Raw genomic sequence first — 17,060 nt, 5'->3', positions numbered from 1 at the left:
TTTCATGGGCCTTAAAAAGTTTATTGAAGACATCGAGCATCATTTTGAACCAGGTGGTAAACACGAAACGTGGTTTGCGCTTTACGAAGCAGCAGCAACACTTTTCTACACACCAGGTACTGTTACAAAGAAAAGCTCGCATGTCCGTGATAGCGTTGATTTAAAACGTATCATGATCATGGTTTGGCTTGCGGTATTCCCAGCAATGTTCTGGGGTATGTACAACGCAGGTGGTCAGGCTATCGCAGCACTAAACCACATGTATTCAGGTGCAGAACTAGTTTCTATCATTGATGGTAACTGGCACTACTGGCTAACCGAAATGCTTGGAGCCTCCTTAGGGGCCGATGCAGGTTGGGGTAGTAAGATGCTCTTGGGTGCGACTTACTTCTTACCTATCTACGCAACGGTATTTATCGTTGGTGGTTTCTGGGAAGTACTTTTCTGTATGGTGCGTAAGCACGAAGTAAACGAAGGTTTCTTTGTTACTTCTATCTTATTTGCGCTTATCGTTCCGCCAACGCTTCCTCTATGGCAAGCAGCATTAGGTATTACCTTTGGTGTTGTTGTAGCTAAAGAGATCTTCGGTGGTACGGGTCGTAACTTCTTGAACCCTGCTCTTGCTGGTCGTGCGTTCCTATTCTTTGCATACCCTGCACAGATTTCAGGTGACGTAGTTTGGACCGCTGCAGATGGCTTCTCTGGTGCAACTGCTCTTAGCCAATGGGCTCAAGGCGGCGGTAGTGCACTAATGAACGTAACATCGGGTGAAGCAATCACTTGGATGGACGCATTCATTGGTAACATTCCAGGTTCTATCGGTGAAGTTTCAACGCTTGCACTTATGATTGGTGCAGCAATGATTGTTTACATGGGCATTGCTTCATGGCGCATCATTGCGGGTGTAATGATCGGTATGATTGCTGTGTCTACGCTGTTCAACGTGATCGGTTCTGATACTAACGCAATGTTCAGCATGCCTTGGCACTGGCACCTAGTTCTAGGTGGCTTCGCATTCGGTATGTTCTTCATGGCGACAGACCCAGTATCAGCTTCATTTACCAATAAAGGTAAGTGGTGGTACGGCATCCTAATCGGCGCAATGTGTGTAATGATTCGTGTAGTTAACCCTGCATACCCAGAAGGCATGATGCTTGCGATTCTATTCGCAAACCTATTTGCTCCTCTGTTTGACCACGTTGTAATCGAGAAGAACATTAAGCGGAGACTAGCGCGCTATGGCAAGTAATAACGATAGCATTAAAAAGACGCTGTTTGTTGTTATCGCATTGAGCCTAGTGTGCTCAATCATCGTTTCAACAGCTGCAGTTGTTCTTAAACCTAAGCAACAAGCTAACGCAGTTCTGGATCAGCAAACTAAGATCCTTGAAGTTGCGGGCATTGAACTTGCGGGTAATATTCCAGCACTGTACGCAGAGAACATTGAACCTCGTCTAGTTGATTTCGCTACTGGCGATTTCGTTGACGGCGATGCTGCTGCATACGACCAACGTAAAGCGGCAAAAGATCCAGCTCAGTCAATCAAGCTTTCAGCTGAAGATGACATCGCTAAGATCATTCGTCGTGCTAACACGGGTACGGTATACCTAGTGAAAGATGGTGCTGAAACTTCTAAAGTTATCATCCCTGTTCACGGTAACGGCCTATGGTCAATGATGTACGCATTCGTTGCGGTAGAAACTGATGGCAACACAGTTTCTGGTATCACTTACTACGAGCAAGGTGAAACTCCTGGACTTGGTGGTGAAGTTGAGAACCCAACTTGGCGCGCTCAATTCGTTGGTAAGAAATTATTCGACGAAAACCACAAACCTGCTATTCAGGTTGTTAAAGGTGGCGCTCCTCAAGGTTCTGAGCACGGTGTAGATGGCCTTTCTGGTGCAACACTGACTAGCGTTGGTGTTCAACATACATTTGACTTCTGGTTAGGTGATATGGGCTTTGGTCCGTTCCTAGCAAAAGTTCGTGACGGAGGTCTGAACTAATGTCTAGTGCAAAAGAAATTAAAAAGAGCATCTTAGCGCCTGTGTTGGATAACAACCCAATCGCGCTACAGGTTCTTGGTGTGTGTTCTGCTCTTGCGGTAACCACTAAGCTAGAAACAGCATTTGTTATGACTATCGCGGTAATGTTCGTTACTGCTCTGTCTAACTTCTTCGTTTCTTTGATCCGTAACCACATTCCTAACAGTGTGCGTATCATCGTTCAGATGGCAATTATCGCATCATTAGTAATCGTGGTAGACCAAGTGCTTAAAGCATACCTATACGATATCTCTAAGCAGCTATCTGTATTCGTAGGCCTAATCATTACTAACTGTATTGTAATGGGTCGTGCTGAAGCATTCGCAATGAAGTCTGCGCCAATCCCATCTCTAATCGATGGTCTTGGTAACGGTCTTGGTTACGGTTTCGTTCTTATCACTGTTGGTTTCTTCCGTGAGCTTCTAGGCTCTGGCAAACTATTTGGTATGGAAGTACTACCTCTAGTGAGCAACGGTGGTTGGTATCAGCCAAACGGCTTGATGCTTCTAGCACCTTCTGCATTCTTCCTAATTGGTTTCTTGATTTGGGCAATTCGTGTGTTCAAACCAGAACAAGTAGAAGCGAAGGGGTAAGGTAGTCATGGAACATTATATTAGTCTGCTAGTTAAATCGATTTTCATCGAAAACATGGCGCTTTCTTTCTTCCTAGGTATGTGTACATTCCTAGCGGTTTCTAAGAAAGTTAAAACTTCTTTTGGTCTTGGTGTTGCGGTAGTTGTAGTACTTACAATCGCTGTTCCTGTAAACAACCTTGTTTACACACACATCCTAAAAGAAAATGCACTTGTTGCCGGTGTCGATTTAAGTTTCCTTAACTTCATCGCATTCATCGGTGTTATCGCTGCACTTGTACAAATCCTAGAGATGGTTCTAGACCGTTTCTTCCCACCTTTGTACAACGCACTAGGTATCTTCCTTCCTCTGATCACAGTTAACTGTGCAATCTTTGGTGGTGTATCTTTCATGGTAACGCGTGACTACAACTTTGCTGAATCTGTTGTTTACGGCTTCGGTTCTGGTGTGGGTTGGATGTTAGCTATCGTTGCTCTTGCGGGTATCCGTGAGAAGATGAAGTACTCTGACGTACCTCCAGGTCTTCGTGGCCTTGGTATCACGTTCATTACTGTTGGTCTGATGGCGTTAGGCTTTATGTCTTTCTCTGGTGTTCAACTGTAGGGTAAGCACCCAGTAATAAGGAATAACAAATGCAAAGCATTATTCTTGGCGTAGCGATGTTTACCATTATTGTATTGGCTCTAGTATTAGTGATTCTTTTCGCTAAATCTAAGCTAGTACCATCAGGTGACATCACTATTGCTGTAAACGGCGACCCTGAAAAGGCGATCGTTACTCAACCTGGTAGCAAGCTACTTGGTGCCCTAGCTGGCGCTGGTATCTTCGTATCTTCTGCTTGTGGCGGCGGTGGCTCTTGTGGTCAGTGTCGTGTAAAAGTTAAGTCTGGTGGTGGCGACATCCTTCCGACTGAACTTGATCACATCACAAAAGGTGAAGCTCGCGAAGGCGAACGTCTTGCATGTCAAGTTGCTATGAAAACTGACATGGAGATTGAACTAGACGAAGATATCTTTGGTGTTAAAAAGTGGGAATGTACTGTTATCTCTAACGATAACGAAGCTACTTTCATCAAAGAACTTGCTCTAGCTATCCCTGAAGGTGAAGAAGTTCCGTTCCGCGCGGGTGGTTACATTCAGATTGAAGCTGAACCACATCACGTGAAATACGCAGATTACGATATTCCTGAGGAATACCGTGGTGACTGGGATAAGTTCAACTTGTTCCGTTACGAGTCTATCGTTAAAGAGCATTCGATCCGTGCTTACTCTATGGCTTCATACCCAGAAGAGAAAGGCATCATCAAGCTTAACGTGCGTATCGCAACTCCGCCGCCAAACAACCCTGACGTAGCTCCTGGTGTGATGTCTTCATACATCTGGTCTCTTAAAGAAGGCGACAAATGTACTATTTCTGGTCCATTTGGTGAGTTCTTTGCTAAAGACACTGACAATGAAATGGTATTCATCGGTGGTGGTGCAGGTATGGCGCCAATGCGTTCACATATCTTCGACCAACTTAAGCGTCTTAACTCTACTCGTAAGATGTCTTACTGGTACGGTGCACGTTCTAAGCGTGAGATGTTCTACATTGAAGATTTCGACGGCCTAGCGGCTGCAAACGAAAACTTCGTGTGGCATTGTGCTCTGTCTGATCCTCAACCTGAGGATAACTGGGACGGTTACACTGGTTTCATCCACAACGTATTGTACGAAAACTACCTGAAGGATCACGAAGCTCCTGAAGACTGTGAGTACTACATGTGTGGTCCACCAATGATGAATGCGGCTGTTATCGGCATGCTGAAAGATCTTGGTGTAGAAGATGAAAACATCCTACTAGATGACTTCGGTGGTTAATCCATTTAAGTGATTGATATTATGGCTGACTCCTACGAGTCAGCCATTTGTTTTTCTAAAGCTCGTTTTGACAACATACTGGCTTATATAAGAAAGAGTAAGGTATTTTTAAGACCTATGTTTACTCTTATTTTTCCTTATATAAATCCTCAACATTAAACAGGAGTAAGCAAGTGAGAATTTGGCTTGTTGCATTAACTTCTTTGATTTTTCTTGCTGGCTGTGAAAAGCCGATTGAGCAAGTGCATTTAAGTGGCCCTACGATGGGTACTAGCTACAATATTAAATACATCAATGGTGATGAGTTCCCTGAGTCAAAAGAGATTCACACCGAGATTGATCGCTTGCTTGAAGAAGTAAACGATCAGATGTCGACTTACCGTGAAGACTCAGAGCTAAGCCGTTTTAATCAACACAAAGGTGCAGACGCATTTGAAGTTTCTGAGCAAACTGCGATTGTAGTGAAAGAAGCGATTCGTTTGAACGGTCTTACTGAAGGTGCGTTGGATGTTACCGTTGGCCCTTTAGTGAACTTGTGGGGTTTTGGCCCTGAAGCACGTCCAGAAGTTGTTCCAACAGACGAAGAGCTTGCTGCTCGTAAAGCGAAGGTGGGTATTCACCATCTAAGCATTGAAGGCAATAAACTCAGTAAGGATCTACCAAACCTGTATGTCGACCTTTCGACGATTGCAAAAGGTTGGGGCGTTGACGTTGTAGCTGACTACCTTGATTCAATTGGCATTCACAACTACATGGTTGAAATTGGTGGTGAAATTCGCTTGAAAGGTCTAAACCGTGACAATGTGGGTTGGCGCATAGCGATTGAGAAACCAAGTGTAGAAGAGCGTACTATTCAAGAGATCATCGAACCAGGTGATATGGCGATTGCAACCTCTGGTGACTATCGCAACTATTTCGAGCGTGATGGTGTTCGTTACTCACACATCATCAACCCAGAAACAGGTAAACCTCTTCATCACAAAGTGGTTTCTGTGACTGTTTTAAACCCGTCTTCAATGACTGCAGACGGTTTATCTACAGGCCTTATGGTCTTAGGTGAAGTAAGAGGAATGGAAATCGCTAACCAGCATAACATCCCAGCGTTTATGGTGGTTAAAACAGCAGATGGCTTTAAAGAAATTGCTTCAGAAGCATTTAAGCCATACTTAGGTAAATAAGGTAAGCGAGAGAATTATGAATACATTTCTGATTACATTTGGTGTTTTTCTTGCCGTGATCACAGCAATGTCGATTGGCTATATTGTCCAAAAGAAAGTTGTGAAAGGTAGCTGTGGTGGTTTAGGTGCTGTTGGTATCGACAAAGTCTGTAATTGCCCAGAACCTTGTGATGCGCGTAAAAAGCGCGAAGCACGTGAAGCTTACCGTGTTGAGAAACTGGCTGAGCGTCAAGAAAAAGAAGCGGCTTGGAGTAAAGATCGTATCGCTTAATTGGTGATAACGATTGATGCTAGTTTTCCTTAATTAGTCTTTAACTAATGAGTTATCTAGCTCTCTAAACGCAAAGAGCTCAAGGCATTGTCTTGAGCTCTTTTTGTTTCTATAGACTTAAAACGCTAAAAGTGAAACGCCTATAAGCCTGCCTATAAAGGGTTTGGCTGTTATATCTGTTTATCTATATAGTTAACTACCTATGAACTCTTATTGCGAGTGCATACAAGCCGGTTTCTACCTTGCTCTTTGGCCGTATAAAGCAGTTCGTCGGCAGCTTTGATTTGTTCATCTAACTTGCCGTCTAAATCAGTGACACCAATACTGATGCTGACTTTAATACTTTGGGATTCATGTATGACTTCATGATCTTCTATTGCCACTCTCATCGATTCTAGATTATCAACGAAGCTTTCAAACGACCCACACGACTGAATACAAAACTCTTCACCACCAAAACGAACGGCTACATCATCGCTGAAGTGGTCCTTGATGATACCGCCCACGGCAACCAGTACCGCATCACCACCATCATGGCCGAAGGTATCATTCACTTTCTTAAAGAAATCGATATCCATCATCGCTATATTTCTTTCTTCACAGCCTTTGCATGGTTGATTGAACAAATAGCGACGGTTCCATAGCCCCGTAAGTGCATCTTCATTGGCATGACGAAACAGTTCATTGGTCGCTTCCTTCATATCGAGAAGCTGGTGAATACGGCAGAAAAATTCTTCTTGGTTAAATGGCTTATAGAGGAAGTCGTTAGCGCCCGCTTTAAGGAAGCGCGCGGTCATGGTGCGATCGTCGCTACCTGATAGACCAAGAATAGCGAGTTGGTTGCGGTCGTGGTTTACTCGAATGTCACGGGTCATCGAAATACCATCTTTTTTCGGCATGTCATGATCGGTAACGACAAACGTGATATCAGGATCCTTGCTGAGAAGCTCTAGTGCTTGTTCGCCATCTTTCGCTTGAATCGTTTGAATATATTGATGTTCGAGGAGTTGGACGACATATCGACGAACTACAGCTGAATCATCAACCACCAACGCTTTATGGTGTCGATTATTCGAGATTCGATTAACCAGAGGAAGTAAGTAACTGACCGATGACATACTGTCTTTAAGGATGTAATCAAGCACACCTTTGGCGAGAACCTGTTCTCGAAGTGTGTTGTTGAACATACCGGTTAGTACAATGATTTTTTGTTGGTAGCCGAGTACCAAATCAATGATTTCACCATCTTGACCATCGGGTAGGCAGTAATCTAATACAGCACACAAGAAATCCGTCTCTTGCTCTAAGATCGCTTTCGCTTCCTCAATTGATTCTGCGAGTGCGACTTCATAGCCACTGTTTTTTAATTGCTGGTATAGATAGTTTCGGAATGCTCGACTGTCCTCCACCACTAGTATTTTTTCACTCAAAAGCTATCCCTACTTATCGACTAAATACTCCTTACAATACTATCAGAAGAGTGGACTGCTGTTGAAGTGAAACCTCTTGAGCTGGACACGAGATCATTTTAAATCGTGGAATAATTGATTATACTGTTCATAGATACAGTTGTAAGGTTGAGTTATTTCTAAATGTGCAGTGCAGGCCAAGATAAAATCAGAAAAATAATCCATGTTGATATGGACTGTTTTTACGCAGCTGTAGAAATGCGCGACAACCCGGCTTACCGAAATCGACCGCTTGCGGTTGGTGGGCATGAAAAACAAAGAGGTGTCTTGAGTACCTGTAATTATGAAGCTCGCAAGTTTGGTATCCGTTCAGCGATGCCAACGGGGAAAGCACTACAGCTTTGTCCTAATTTATTAGTAGTTCCGGGAAGAATGCAGGTTTACGTTGAGATCTCTAAAAAGATCCGCGAAATATTTTCTCGATACACAGCATTGATTGAACCCCTTTCTCTGGATGAAGCGTTTCTTGACGTGACTGAATCAAAGTTGTGTCACGGTTCTGCGACATTGATTGCTGAGTCAATTCGCCGCGATATTTGGAACGAGTTAAATCTCACGGCTTCAGCCGGTGTCGCTCCGATAAAGTTCTTGGCTAAAGTGGCTTCGGATATGAATAAGCCCAATGGGCAATTTGTTATCCCTCCACAAGATGTACAAGCTGTTATTGATGATTTACCACTGGAGAAAATCCCAGGCGTTGGCAAGGTCAGTATCGAAAAACTTCATCTAGCGGGATTCTTTACATGCAAGGACATCAAAGGGGCAGACTATCGAGACTTGCTTCTGAAGTTTGGTCGACAAGGTGCATCGTTGTGGAAGCGAAGCCATGGTATCGATGAAAGAGAAGTCATCATAGAACGCGAGCGTAAATCCGTAGGCGTTGAGCGAACGTTTACTCAAAATATTTCGACTTATGCTGAGTGCTGGCAGGTGATTGAAGATAAGCTCTTTCCTGAGCTTGAAACTCGCCTAGAAAAAGCCAGCCCAAGTAAAGCGATCATCAAGCAGGGCATTAAGCTCAAGTTTGCCGATTTCCAGCAAACGACCATAGAACACATACATGCTTCATTGGATCGAGAACACTTCAAAGAACTATTGAGTGAGATCTTAAAAAGACAACAAGGGCGAGAGATACGCCTGCTCGGTTTGAGTGTGATGTTACAACCCAAAGAACAAGTGAAGCAGCTTAATTTAGCGCTATAAGACCACTTAATCAGCGATCTTCAATCAATTGACATTAGGGTTGAAATTGACAGCGCTCTTTACTAGAGCGCCATCAGAAAGCCTTATCGGTTATAGATATGGAGAGGTTCGGATGATAAGTTAAATCGCCTAGATATCTATCGTTTGATAGTTTGGCCTATGTTGAAAAAAGCCAAGACTTCTTTTAAATCAGAAGTTTTTTGTGATATGACGATATTGGCTTCTTGGGTGTGCTGTGCACTAGTCACGCTATTTTTTACGGTGGTATTGATTCCTTCAATACGTTCGGTGATATCTTGAGTTACAATTCTTTGTTCCTCTGATGCTGAGGATACCATTGTGTTCATTTCCGAAATCTCCATAACTTGCTGCCTAATATCAGTAAATGCTTGTGATAGTTCAAGCATCATCTCTTGTGAGCGCTGAACTAGAACTGTATTGGACGACATGTATTCATCAGCCTTTCTTGATTGGGATTGCAGCTGAGTAATAATATTTTTGATATCAACAGTAGAAACTTGGGTTCTTTTTGCTAAAGATCTGACTTCATCAGCAACCACAGAAAAGCCTCTTCCATGCTCTCCTGCTCGAGCTGCTTCAATAGCTGCATTGAGGGCGAGTAAGTTAGTTTGTTCCGATATTGAATTTATAACTTCCACTACGGAATTTATGTGCTCAGAGTGTTCTCTTAACTCATTGACGATTATGGCTGATTCAGCCATAGCCGAACTTACATCATTATTTATATTGTCGGCTTCGTTGATGACTTGCGCGCTGTTTTCTATAACTTGCATTGTTGCTTTTGCCATCCGATCTGCATGTGCGGCATTATCAGACACGCTAGAAGCTGCAGCAGAAAGTTCTGTTGCAGCGGTTGCGACTTGCTCTACATTATTGAAACCAGAACTAGCGTTGTTGTTGGTGTCATCGATTAACTGCTCAATTCTAGTTTGTTGTACAGCCAAGTCGGACATCTTTACGCTAGACTGATTAACAATATGAGAGATGCTTTCTTGTAAACTTTGTAACGATGCCTGTACTTGGTCTAGCTCGTTGTTGCTGTTGTTAGCTTTTAGTGGGGTAAACTGACCAATAGACATTTGTTCAAGTGTAGATACCATTATTGGCAGATTACGAAGTTGTCTTCTGATAGCCGCATAAACGGTGATCATTAACAAAATACCGATACAAATAAATAACCCTATGATTCCTGTCATTAGGCTCTTGTTCATAGAGTCTTCATGGCTTTGATTTGTCCATGCAAAAAGGTCGTAACTTTTGGTAAGAGGTTGCTTTGATACTGTGTAAGGTTCTTTAGAATCATCCGCAGTGTATAGATATGGATCTTCAGTTAATGTTTTGAAGTTCGGTCTTAATTCATAGATGTTTTTGTTTACCCAGCCCGTTTCTCTGGTAGCCGCATCGGCCATTACGATTTCACCATCCTTTGTCGTAATGGCAAACTCAACACCAAATTCGGGCATCAATTCGGATAACGTAATATCGACGCCGAATACACCAACTAACTGTCCGTTTCTTTTAATAGGAGCCGAAACAGAAATGACTCGTTCACCTGTATTACTGATGTAAGGAGCTGATACGTAGCTAGGGTACCCCTTTGCAAATATAGCGAGGAACCATTCTCTCTGTTTTTCGAGGACATTAAAGTTAGAAACCCAGCCTTTAGAGAGTGCGCTAAATGGTGTGCCGTTGATATCTGCGAAGTAGACATCGATGAATGCAGGGTTTGCAGAATGAACCCTATCCAATACTCGAAGCATTCGAGATTCATCAAAAGGAGCATTGGTCCCATAGTAAGGTAGTAAAAAAGCAAATTGCTGAATCATTGATTTGGCATCTTCTAAATTCGACTCAAAAGTTTGAGAGACGACACTAACCACTTCATCGTTATTTACCTGAATGTTTTCCCATTTCCAGTTATTGAGATAGTGGTTTGTGGACGCTAAAGCGAGCAAAAACAAACCGAGCATAACTGTAAGAAAAGAAAGGGATATCTTCTTGACCATTCTATGGATCCTTTAATACTAGAGGGAGTATTTATTAAATTTTTTGAGTCGGCCGATTGTTAACCAAATCCAAAGAGTGTCTAGTTTTTAAAGATTATTGATTGTTTTTGAGGTGTTTAATGGAATTAATGATTAAGGCAAAGAACGAGAAGATACAAAGACAGTGGTTGTTTGAGCGATTAATCTAAAATTAGCTAGGTTTATTCAAACCTAGCTGACTTATTAGCACTATCAGCGTCTTTTTAATCTTCTTATCTTGGTAATCGTTTTACCAATGCCAAGGTTTCACTGAACGGTTGTTGCTCTAACTTTCCGTAGCCCGACATTTTACTGGCTTTTAATTTGGTAGAAAGCGGTGTCGCGATTCCGCATAAAAAGCGAGTAATGGCTTCATCGGTAATCAGTTGTTGGCTGTTGGCGATGAATTCTTGAATCCAAGCGAGGACGATCTCTTCATCAATAGTTTCAGCCTTCACGTTGGGTAGTGTGGCAATTTCACCTCGGCATACTGAGCAGTGACCACAGTTTTTGGGTGCTTTATCATCGGCGAAGTAACTCGCAAGGCGTGAACTTAAGCAGGTATCAGCTTCAAAGAAACTCAGCATTTGGTTAAGACGGTTTATCTCACTGTTCTCTTTTGCTTTAAACAACTCAGTTAAACGTTCTGACAATTGCATCATATCTTCAGATGTATTGTTGATCGCGTAAACATCCGTGATCTGCTTACTTTCCAATTCAATCCAGCCTTGTTCATTGAAGTAATCGATAGCCGCAATCACACGCTGACGATCGGCTTGGAAGTGAGTCCAAAGCGCATCAAAATCGACTTGGCACCAAACTCTGGCTTGAGGAGAACATTGGAAAATCGCTTCTACAAAATGGCGACGTTCACTTTGGAATTGCTCGGTGATCTGTTGCTTAGGACGAATGAACTTAAATTTGTAGTCAGCAAAATAGCTGTATTTTGGTTCAATCACGCCTTCAATTTCTAGATAAACCAACAGTGTTTTTAGTGGAAGTTGACGAATGTTAGATTCACGCGATAGTTGGTTGAGCATGATCTCCCATTGGTTTGCACCAGCAGCGCCAATGTTTTGGTTTTCGTAGATCTCTTTTAATACCGCTTGGATTGAGATGTTGTCTGGTGTATCACCAAATACGAAGTTTTCTAGCGTACTGAGGCCATACTTGTTGGCGAGAAGAATACATACTGAAGGTTGACCATCTCGGCCTGCTCTACCGATTTCTTGCGAGTAGTTCTCTATCGATTTGGGTAAGTCGAAGTGAATCACACGGCGAATATTTGATTTGTCGACGCCCATCCCGAAAGCAATAGTCGCAACAATACAATGCACGTCATCATTCATGAATTGGTGTTGAATAGCATCTCTATTTTCTGGTTTAAGCCCCGCATGGTAAGCGACTGCGTTGATTCCAGCATTGCGTAATTGTTGAGCCACCATCTCTGCTGTTTGCTGAAGGGTGACATAAACGATGGTTGGAGCTTGAGGCGCTTGATTTGCGACAGAGCACAGCGTCTCTAGCTTACTAGCTTGTTCACAAGGTTGAATCGACAGGTCGAGATTTTGACGATAGAAACCAGTAACAACAACGCGTTCCTCATTGATATCAAACTTAGACTTCATGTCTTGGATAACTGAGGTGGTTGCGGTTGCAGTGAGTAGTAATACCTGCGGGATATTCAGTTGCTTCTGGTATTGAGGAAGCTTCAGATAGTCTGGTCTAAAGTTGTGTCCCCACTCAGAAATACAGTGCGCCTCATCGACCACAAGTAGAGATATTGGAACCTGAGAAATGAACTGGCGAAAACGTTCATTCTTTAAACGCTCGACGGAGATCATCAGGATCTTGGTGTCTCCGTTACGCACAGACTGCATCACTTGCTGAGTGGTTTGTCTGTCTTGGCTAGATTCTATCGCAGCGGCGCTGATCCCTTTACTGTGTAAGAAGCTCAACTGGTCTTTCATTAAGGCTAACAGTGGAGAAATCACCAAGGTTAAATGAGGAAGTTCTAACGCAGGTAACTGGTAGCACAGCGATTTACCTGAGCCCGTCGGGAAGATGGCCGCGGTAGAGTGACCGGATAGAACATTATCAATGACTTGCTTTTGCCCATTACGCAGCGAATCGAATCCGAATACTTGTTTTAGCTTCTGCTCAATCATTTGTGTTCTACCTGAGTTGTTAAGTGTCGTATTGATGCTAAAGCGTTCGCCTATCTATGATCGCGTCGCTTGATGAATCAAATGTCTTGCACCTGATTGTACCTAATTCTATTCTGTAGCTCCTATAGAAAAGCACTCCAAAAGTATGAATAAGTCTGAGCTTCGACAAATAATTTTAGAGCAACTCGAATCACGGTTAAGCATCGCACAATCTGCGACTCAGCGAGCTATTGATGCTGCCACCGATGAAGAGACCGTGCCAGAGCACAAGTACGATACCTTAGCGTTAGAAGCCTCGTACCTTGCCCATGGACAAGCGATGCGGGTTCAAGAGTGTGAAGATGACATCCAGTGTTACCGAAACCTCGTATTACGAGACAGTGAAAGAATTACCGTCAGCAGCTATGTTGTGGTCATTGACGAACATGATGAACATAAGCACTTTTTCCTAGGGCCAAGAGTTGGGGGGCTTTCTGTTATATGGAACGAAAATGAGATTGCCATCGTGACGGCGAATGCACCATTTGGTCAGGCTCTTATGGGCAAAGAAGTCGGTGATGAAATTGAGTTTAGGGTCGCTGATAAACAGTTTTGCTATGAAGTAGTATCGATTGACTGAATGACAGGCTTATAAATATAAACGTTTTTCTGACAAAGAAGCATAAACTAGCGGTATAGTCGTTGGGCAGATTGATGAGAGGGTGTTATGAAAAAAAGCGTATTAATTGCATCATTAACAGTGGCTACCGCTGTTGTGAGCCTGCCAACTTTTGCAGCTCAGTGTCGAGTTGATTTGAAAAATGAACTACGAATTGACGAGCAGAAAGTCGAAATCCATCAAGTAAATGGTGATACAGCTATTCTGGATGGCAATAACGATCTTTATATTCATGGTGAAAAGGTCGCACTTGATGCCGACCAACAAGCGGCAATTGAAAAATACCGCGACAGCATGAATGAGTATTTACCACGCGCAAAACAAATGGCGAATGACAGCTTAGCCTTGGCGAATGATGTTATTGATGACATCGCTGCCAGCCTAGATTCTCCAGAGTCGTTTGATAATGTAAAAGAATCAATGAAAACGTACTTTGCTGAATTAGAGGCTCGTTATTATAAAGATGGCGAGTTAGTCCTACCGGCTAATAGTTTCGATTCTATGGCGAATGGTTGGTCTGAAGATTTCGAAAAGGCTAAGGAGATCTTTAACCAAGAGTTTATCTCAAGTGCCTTTAATGCGATGTCAGAAAAAATGAAGCAAGACGGCGGACTAAATCTGACCGAAATGGCTGATAGCATGGCTGAATTAAAGCTTAAAGTTGAAGAGCGAATGAAAGAACACTCTCAACAAGTACAAGAGGAAGCGAATGAGTTCTGTGATTCTCTAGATGAGATGGCAGAGCAAGAGCAAGAGCTGCATAAAATCATTCCGAACCTAAAAGACTACCAAGTATTTACTATCTAGCCTGAGTTTCAGATTCGTTAGAAGAGCACCGATTGGTGCTCTTTTTTTATGGGTTAAATAAGCTAACGATTAATTAAGGAATAACTTTAAACAGGCTGATCAATCGTTATCTTGTTTTTATGTGGTCAGTTAGTCTGGGTGATTGTTAATAACTTGGTCTTAAATACTAAATGGATTGTAAAAATAAGATAATTGTTCATTTATTGGTTGTGCCTATCATTGCTTTTGATTACTGTACTTATCAACTAGTTCACTGATTTTTGATGCGGGCAATATGGACCAACAATCTTCCTCTTCAAGAGAGCATTTTAGCTCTCGTTTAGGTTTTATTTTAGCAGCGGCGGGTGCAGCTGTTGGCTTAGGTAATATTTGGGGTTTCCCAACTCAAGTTGCCAGTAACGGCGGTGGCGCTTTTCTGCTTGTTTACCTAATCATGATTTTCGTGGTTGCTTTCCCGATGCTGGTGGTTGAGATGGCGATTGGCCGTCATGGTCAAGCGAACCCTGTCGATAGTATGCGCTCTTTGACGACAAATCCGTTAGGTAAGAAAGTCGGTGAATTTGTCGGTTGGATTGGTCTAAGTGTCCCAAGTGCCGTGTTAGCCTTTTATAGTATTGTCGGCGGTTGGTTGATTTGCTTCCTAATTGGTGCAGTCGCTGATCTTGTCGGTCTAGAAGCTGTTGCTGATTGGTTTAAAGGCTTCAGTGTTGAGCGCAATGTATTTGGTACGGTCGCATTCTATGTGCTGACTATCTTGATTGTTCAGGGTGGTGTTAAGCAAGGTATCGAGAAGTGGTCGACTCGCTTAATGCCGGCATTGTTCATTTTGTTTGGCTTACTGTTTGTTTACATCATGACGCAAGCGGGCGCGATGGAAGGGCTGAAACATTACTTGGTTCCAGACTTTGAGAAAGTATGGGATAGAAAACTCATTCTAGCGGCAATGGGACAAGGCTTCTTCTCGCTAACCATTGGTGGCTGCTCTATGTTGGTTTACGGTTCTTACTTAAGCAAGAAAGAGAACCTACCAAAAATGGCGATGAACGTAACCTTGGTTGATACCGCTGTCGCTTTTATTGCTGGCTTAGTGGTTATGCCTGCAATGTTTGTTGCGATGCAAAAGGGCGTACAAATCTATGCTGAAGACGGCTCACTATTGAGCTCTGACACACTGGTATTTACGGTTCTGCCTTTGATGTTTGATAGCTTAGGTGTACTTGGTCAGATCTTCGCAATTGTCTTCTTCTTGTTGCTAACGATCGCTGCTCTTACTTCTTCAATTTCAATGCTGGAAGGGCCTGTAGCGCTAGTGAGTGAGCGTTTCAATACAAGACGAACACCAACGAGTTGGGTGATTGGTGGTGCTATTGCACTGTTCAGTGTGGTGATTGTTTACAACTTTGCTGCGATGTTTGGCATGGTTGCGATGATAGCGACTCAATATCTTCAACCGGTCGCAGCACTGATGTTCTGTCTGTTTGGCGGCTGGGTGTGGAGCCGAGCTTCAAAAGTGAAAGAGCTTGAACAAGGTTGTCCTGATTTTAAGCTTGGTTGGTTTGGTAAAGTGTGGCCAATGTATGTGAAGTTCGTGTGTCCAGTCTTGGTGGCAACAGTTATCTGGGCTTCATTTGGTTAGTAGACCATTTAGCATCTAGATGATTAGACTTCGAATTCAAGGCCACTCTTAATGAGTGGCTTTGTTGTTTTGTATTGAACAAGCTTGTTTTGCTCGATAGAAAAAAGGCGCTGAACATACAGTTCAGCGCCTTTTCAATTTTGGATTAAGCAATGTGGTTACTTAATTTCCATACCTTGAGCTTGCAAGTCGGCATGGTAAGAAGAACGTACAAACGGGCCACAAGCTGCGTGAGTGAAGCCTAGTTCAAGAGCAATCTCTTTCAGTTCATCAAACTCTGAAGGCGGCACGTAGCGTTCTACTGGTAAGTGGTGACGGCTTGGTGCTAGGTATTGGCCTAGAGTCAGCATCGTTACGCCATGTTCGCGAAGATCTTTCAATACTTGAACGATCTCTTCTTTCGTTTCACCAAGACCCATCATCACACCTGATTTCGTTGGGATGTCTGGGTGCTGCTCTTTGAATTTTCTTAACAGATCAAGAGACCATTTGTAGTTCGCGCCTGGACGAGCTTTACGGTATAGGCGTGGCGCAGTCTCTAGGTTGTGGTTGAAAACATCTGGCGGGTTGTCTTTCATAAGATCAAGCGCAACGTCCATGCGACCACGGAAGTCTGGAACCAGTGTTTCAATGCGAATGTTTGGGTTCTGTTCGCGAATTTCACGGTTACAGTCAGCAAAATGCTGAGCACCACCATCACGCAGGTCATCACGGTCAACTGAAGTGATTACAACGTACTTCAGTTTCATGTCTTTAATCGTCTTAGCCAGTTTCTTCGGCTCTTCTGCTTCAGGAGCAACAGGACGACCATGGGCAACATCACAGAACGGGCAGCGACGAGTACAGATAGCGCCAAGAATCATAAACGTTGCCGTGCCGTGGTTAAAACACTCGGCTAGGTTAGGGCAAGACGCTTCTTCACAAACTGAGTGCAGGTTGTTTTTACGCATTGCTGACTTGATTTCTTGAATACGATGGCTGTCTGAAGGAAGTTTAATCTTCATCCATGCAGGCTTACGTAGAACTTCTTTCTGTTCAGCAGGCATATTCTTTACGGGAATTAATGCCATTTTGTCAGCGTCACGATATTTAACGCCTTTTTCCATTTGGATTGGTTTGCTCATGAT

15 protein-coding genes are annotated in these 17,060 nt (G+C 43.1%); 11 read left to right on the top strand and 4 right to left on the bottom strand.

Annotated features, from left to right (window positions below; all coding sequences use genetic code 11):
* Nucleotides 1-4 precede the first annotated feature (4 nt).
* The 7 genes from OW495_RS16445 (at nt 5) to nqrM (ending at nt 5,947) form a co-directional block, all read left to right on the top strand.
* A complete protein-coding gene (locus OW495_RS16445; RefSeq protein WP_017110204.1) occupies nt 5-1,249 on the top strand; it encodes an NADH:ubiquinone reductase (Na(+)-transporting) subunit B in 1,245 nt (414 codons plus the stop codon).
* Nucleotides 1,239-2,006 (top strand): Na(+)-translocating NADH-quinone reductase subunit C, encoded by a 768-nt coding sequence (locus OW495_RS16440; protein WP_004735209.1) that lies wholly within the window; start codon nt 1,239-1,241, stop codon nt 2,004-2,006. Before OW495_RS16445 ends, OW495_RS16440 begins: the two co-directional genes overlap by 11 nt.
* Complete coding sequence (locus OW495_RS16435; protein ID WP_008223083.1) at nt 2,006-2,638, top strand: NADH:ubiquinone reductase (Na(+)-transporting) subunit D; 633 nt, start codon at nt 2,006-2,008, stop codon at nt 2,636-2,638. Before OW495_RS16440 ends, OW495_RS16435 begins: the two co-directional genes overlap by 1 nt.
* Nucleotides 2,639-2,645: 7 nt before the next feature.
* Nucleotides 2,646-3,242 (top strand): NADH:ubiquinone reductase (Na(+)-transporting) subunit E, encoded by a 597-nt coding sequence (gene nqrE, locus OW495_RS16430; RefSeq protein WP_004735211.1) that lies wholly within the window; start codon nt 2,646-2,648, stop codon nt 3,240-3,242.
* Between the two features lie 29 nt (nt 3,243-3,271).
* Nucleotides 3,272-4,498, top strand: coding sequence for an NADH:ubiquinone reductase (Na(+)-transporting) subunit F (gene nqrF / locus OW495_RS16425; RefSeq protein WP_009848376.1), 1,227 nt, complete (start codon nt 3,272-3,274; stop codon nt 4,496-4,498).
* 173 nt (nt 4,499-4,671) lie between these two features.
* The gene (locus tag OW495_RS16420) at nt 4,672-5,676 is read left to right on the top strand and encodes an FAD:protein FMN transferase (RefSeq protein ID WP_065104965.1); all 1,005 of its coding nucleotides are present in this window, start codon (nt 4,672-4,674) and stop codon (nt 5,674-5,676) included.
* Nucleotides 5,677-5,692: 16 nt separating this feature from the next.
* Nucleotides 5,693-5,947, top strand: coding sequence for a (Na+)-NQR maturation NqrM (gene nqrM, locus OW495_RS16415; protein ID WP_017104444.1), 255 nt, complete (start codon nt 5,693-5,695; stop codon nt 5,945-5,947).
* Nucleotides 5,948-6,147: 200 nt separating this feature from the next.
* On the opposite strand, the gene OW495_RS16410 is transcribed toward nqrM, so the two are convergent.
* Nucleotides 6,148-7,377, bottom strand: coding sequence for a response regulator (locus OW495_RS16410; RefSeq protein ID WP_102514102.1), 1,230 nt, complete (start codon nt 7,375-7,377; stop codon nt 6,148-6,150).
* Between the two features lie 162 nt (nt 7,378-7,539).
* Here OW495_RS16410 and dinB point away from each other — a divergent pair, with 162 nt between their 5' ends.
* The gene (dinB, locus tag OW495_RS16405) at nt 7,540-8,619 is read left to right on the top strand and encodes a DNA polymerase IV (RefSeq protein WP_102514101.1); all 1,080 of its coding nucleotides are present in this window, start codon (nt 7,540-7,542) and stop codon (nt 8,617-8,619) included.
* 137 nt (nt 8,620-8,756) lie between these two features.
* Here dinB and OW495_RS16400 read toward each other — a convergent pair whose 3' ends face one another.
* Nucleotides 8,757-10,646: a methyl-accepting chemotaxis protein gene (locus OW495_RS16400; RefSeq protein ID WP_102514100.1), complete on the bottom strand. Its 1,890-nt coding sequence runs from the start codon at nt 10,644-10,646 to the stop codon at nt 8,757-8,759.
* A gap of 251 nt (nt 10,647-10,897) precedes the next feature.
* Nucleotides 10,898-12,832: a RecQ family ATP-dependent DNA helicase gene (locus OW495_RS16395; RefSeq protein WP_102514099.1), complete on the bottom strand. Its 1,935-nt coding sequence runs from the start codon at nt 12,830-12,832 to the stop codon at nt 10,898-10,900.
* 145 nt (nt 12,833-12,977) lie between these two features.
* On the opposite strand from OW495_RS16395, the gene OW495_RS16390 reads away from it, so the two are divergent.
* The 3 genes from OW495_RS16390 to OW495_RS16380 all read left to right on the top strand — a co-directional run bounded on the left by OW495_RS16390 (nt 12,978) and on the right by OW495_RS16380 (nt 15,933).
* On the top strand, nt 12,978-13,451 hold the full coding sequence (locus OW495_RS16390) for a GreA/GreB family elongation factor (protein WP_102514098.1): 474 nt from the start codon (nt 12,978-12,980) through the stop codon (nt 13,449-13,451).
* A gap of 87 nt (nt 13,452-13,538) precedes the next feature.
* Entirely contained in the window at nt 13,539-14,297 is a 759-nt protein-coding gene (locus OW495_RS16385; RefSeq protein WP_017104439.1) for a YggN family protein, read from the top strand.
* A 274-nt stretch (nt 14,298-14,571) separates the two neighbouring features.
* Nucleotides 14,572-15,933 (top strand): sodium-dependent transporter, encoded by a 1,362-nt coding sequence (locus OW495_RS16380; RefSeq protein WP_102514097.1) that lies wholly within the window; start codon nt 14,572-14,574, stop codon nt 15,931-15,933.
* Nucleotides 15,934-16,091: 158 nt separating this feature from the next.
* On the opposite strand, the gene lipA is transcribed toward OW495_RS16380, so the two are convergent.
* Nucleotides 16,092-17,057 carry a lipoyl synthase gene (gene lipA, locus OW495_RS16375; RefSeq protein WP_017110197.1) on the bottom strand — a complete coding sequence of 322 codons (966 nt, stop codon included), beginning with the start codon at nt 17,055-17,057 and terminating at the stop codon, nt 16,092-16,094.
* Nucleotides 17,058-17,060: the final 3 nt, after the last annotated feature.

The sequence above is a fragment of the Vibrio sp. 14N.309.X.WAT.E.F5 genome (genome assembly GCF_030397615.1).
Classification (GTDB): Bacteria; Pseudomonadota; Gammaproteobacteria; order Enterobacterales; family Vibrionaceae; genus Vibrio; species Vibrio lentus.
This window is presented reverse-complemented; position numbering and strand designations above follow the sequence as displayed.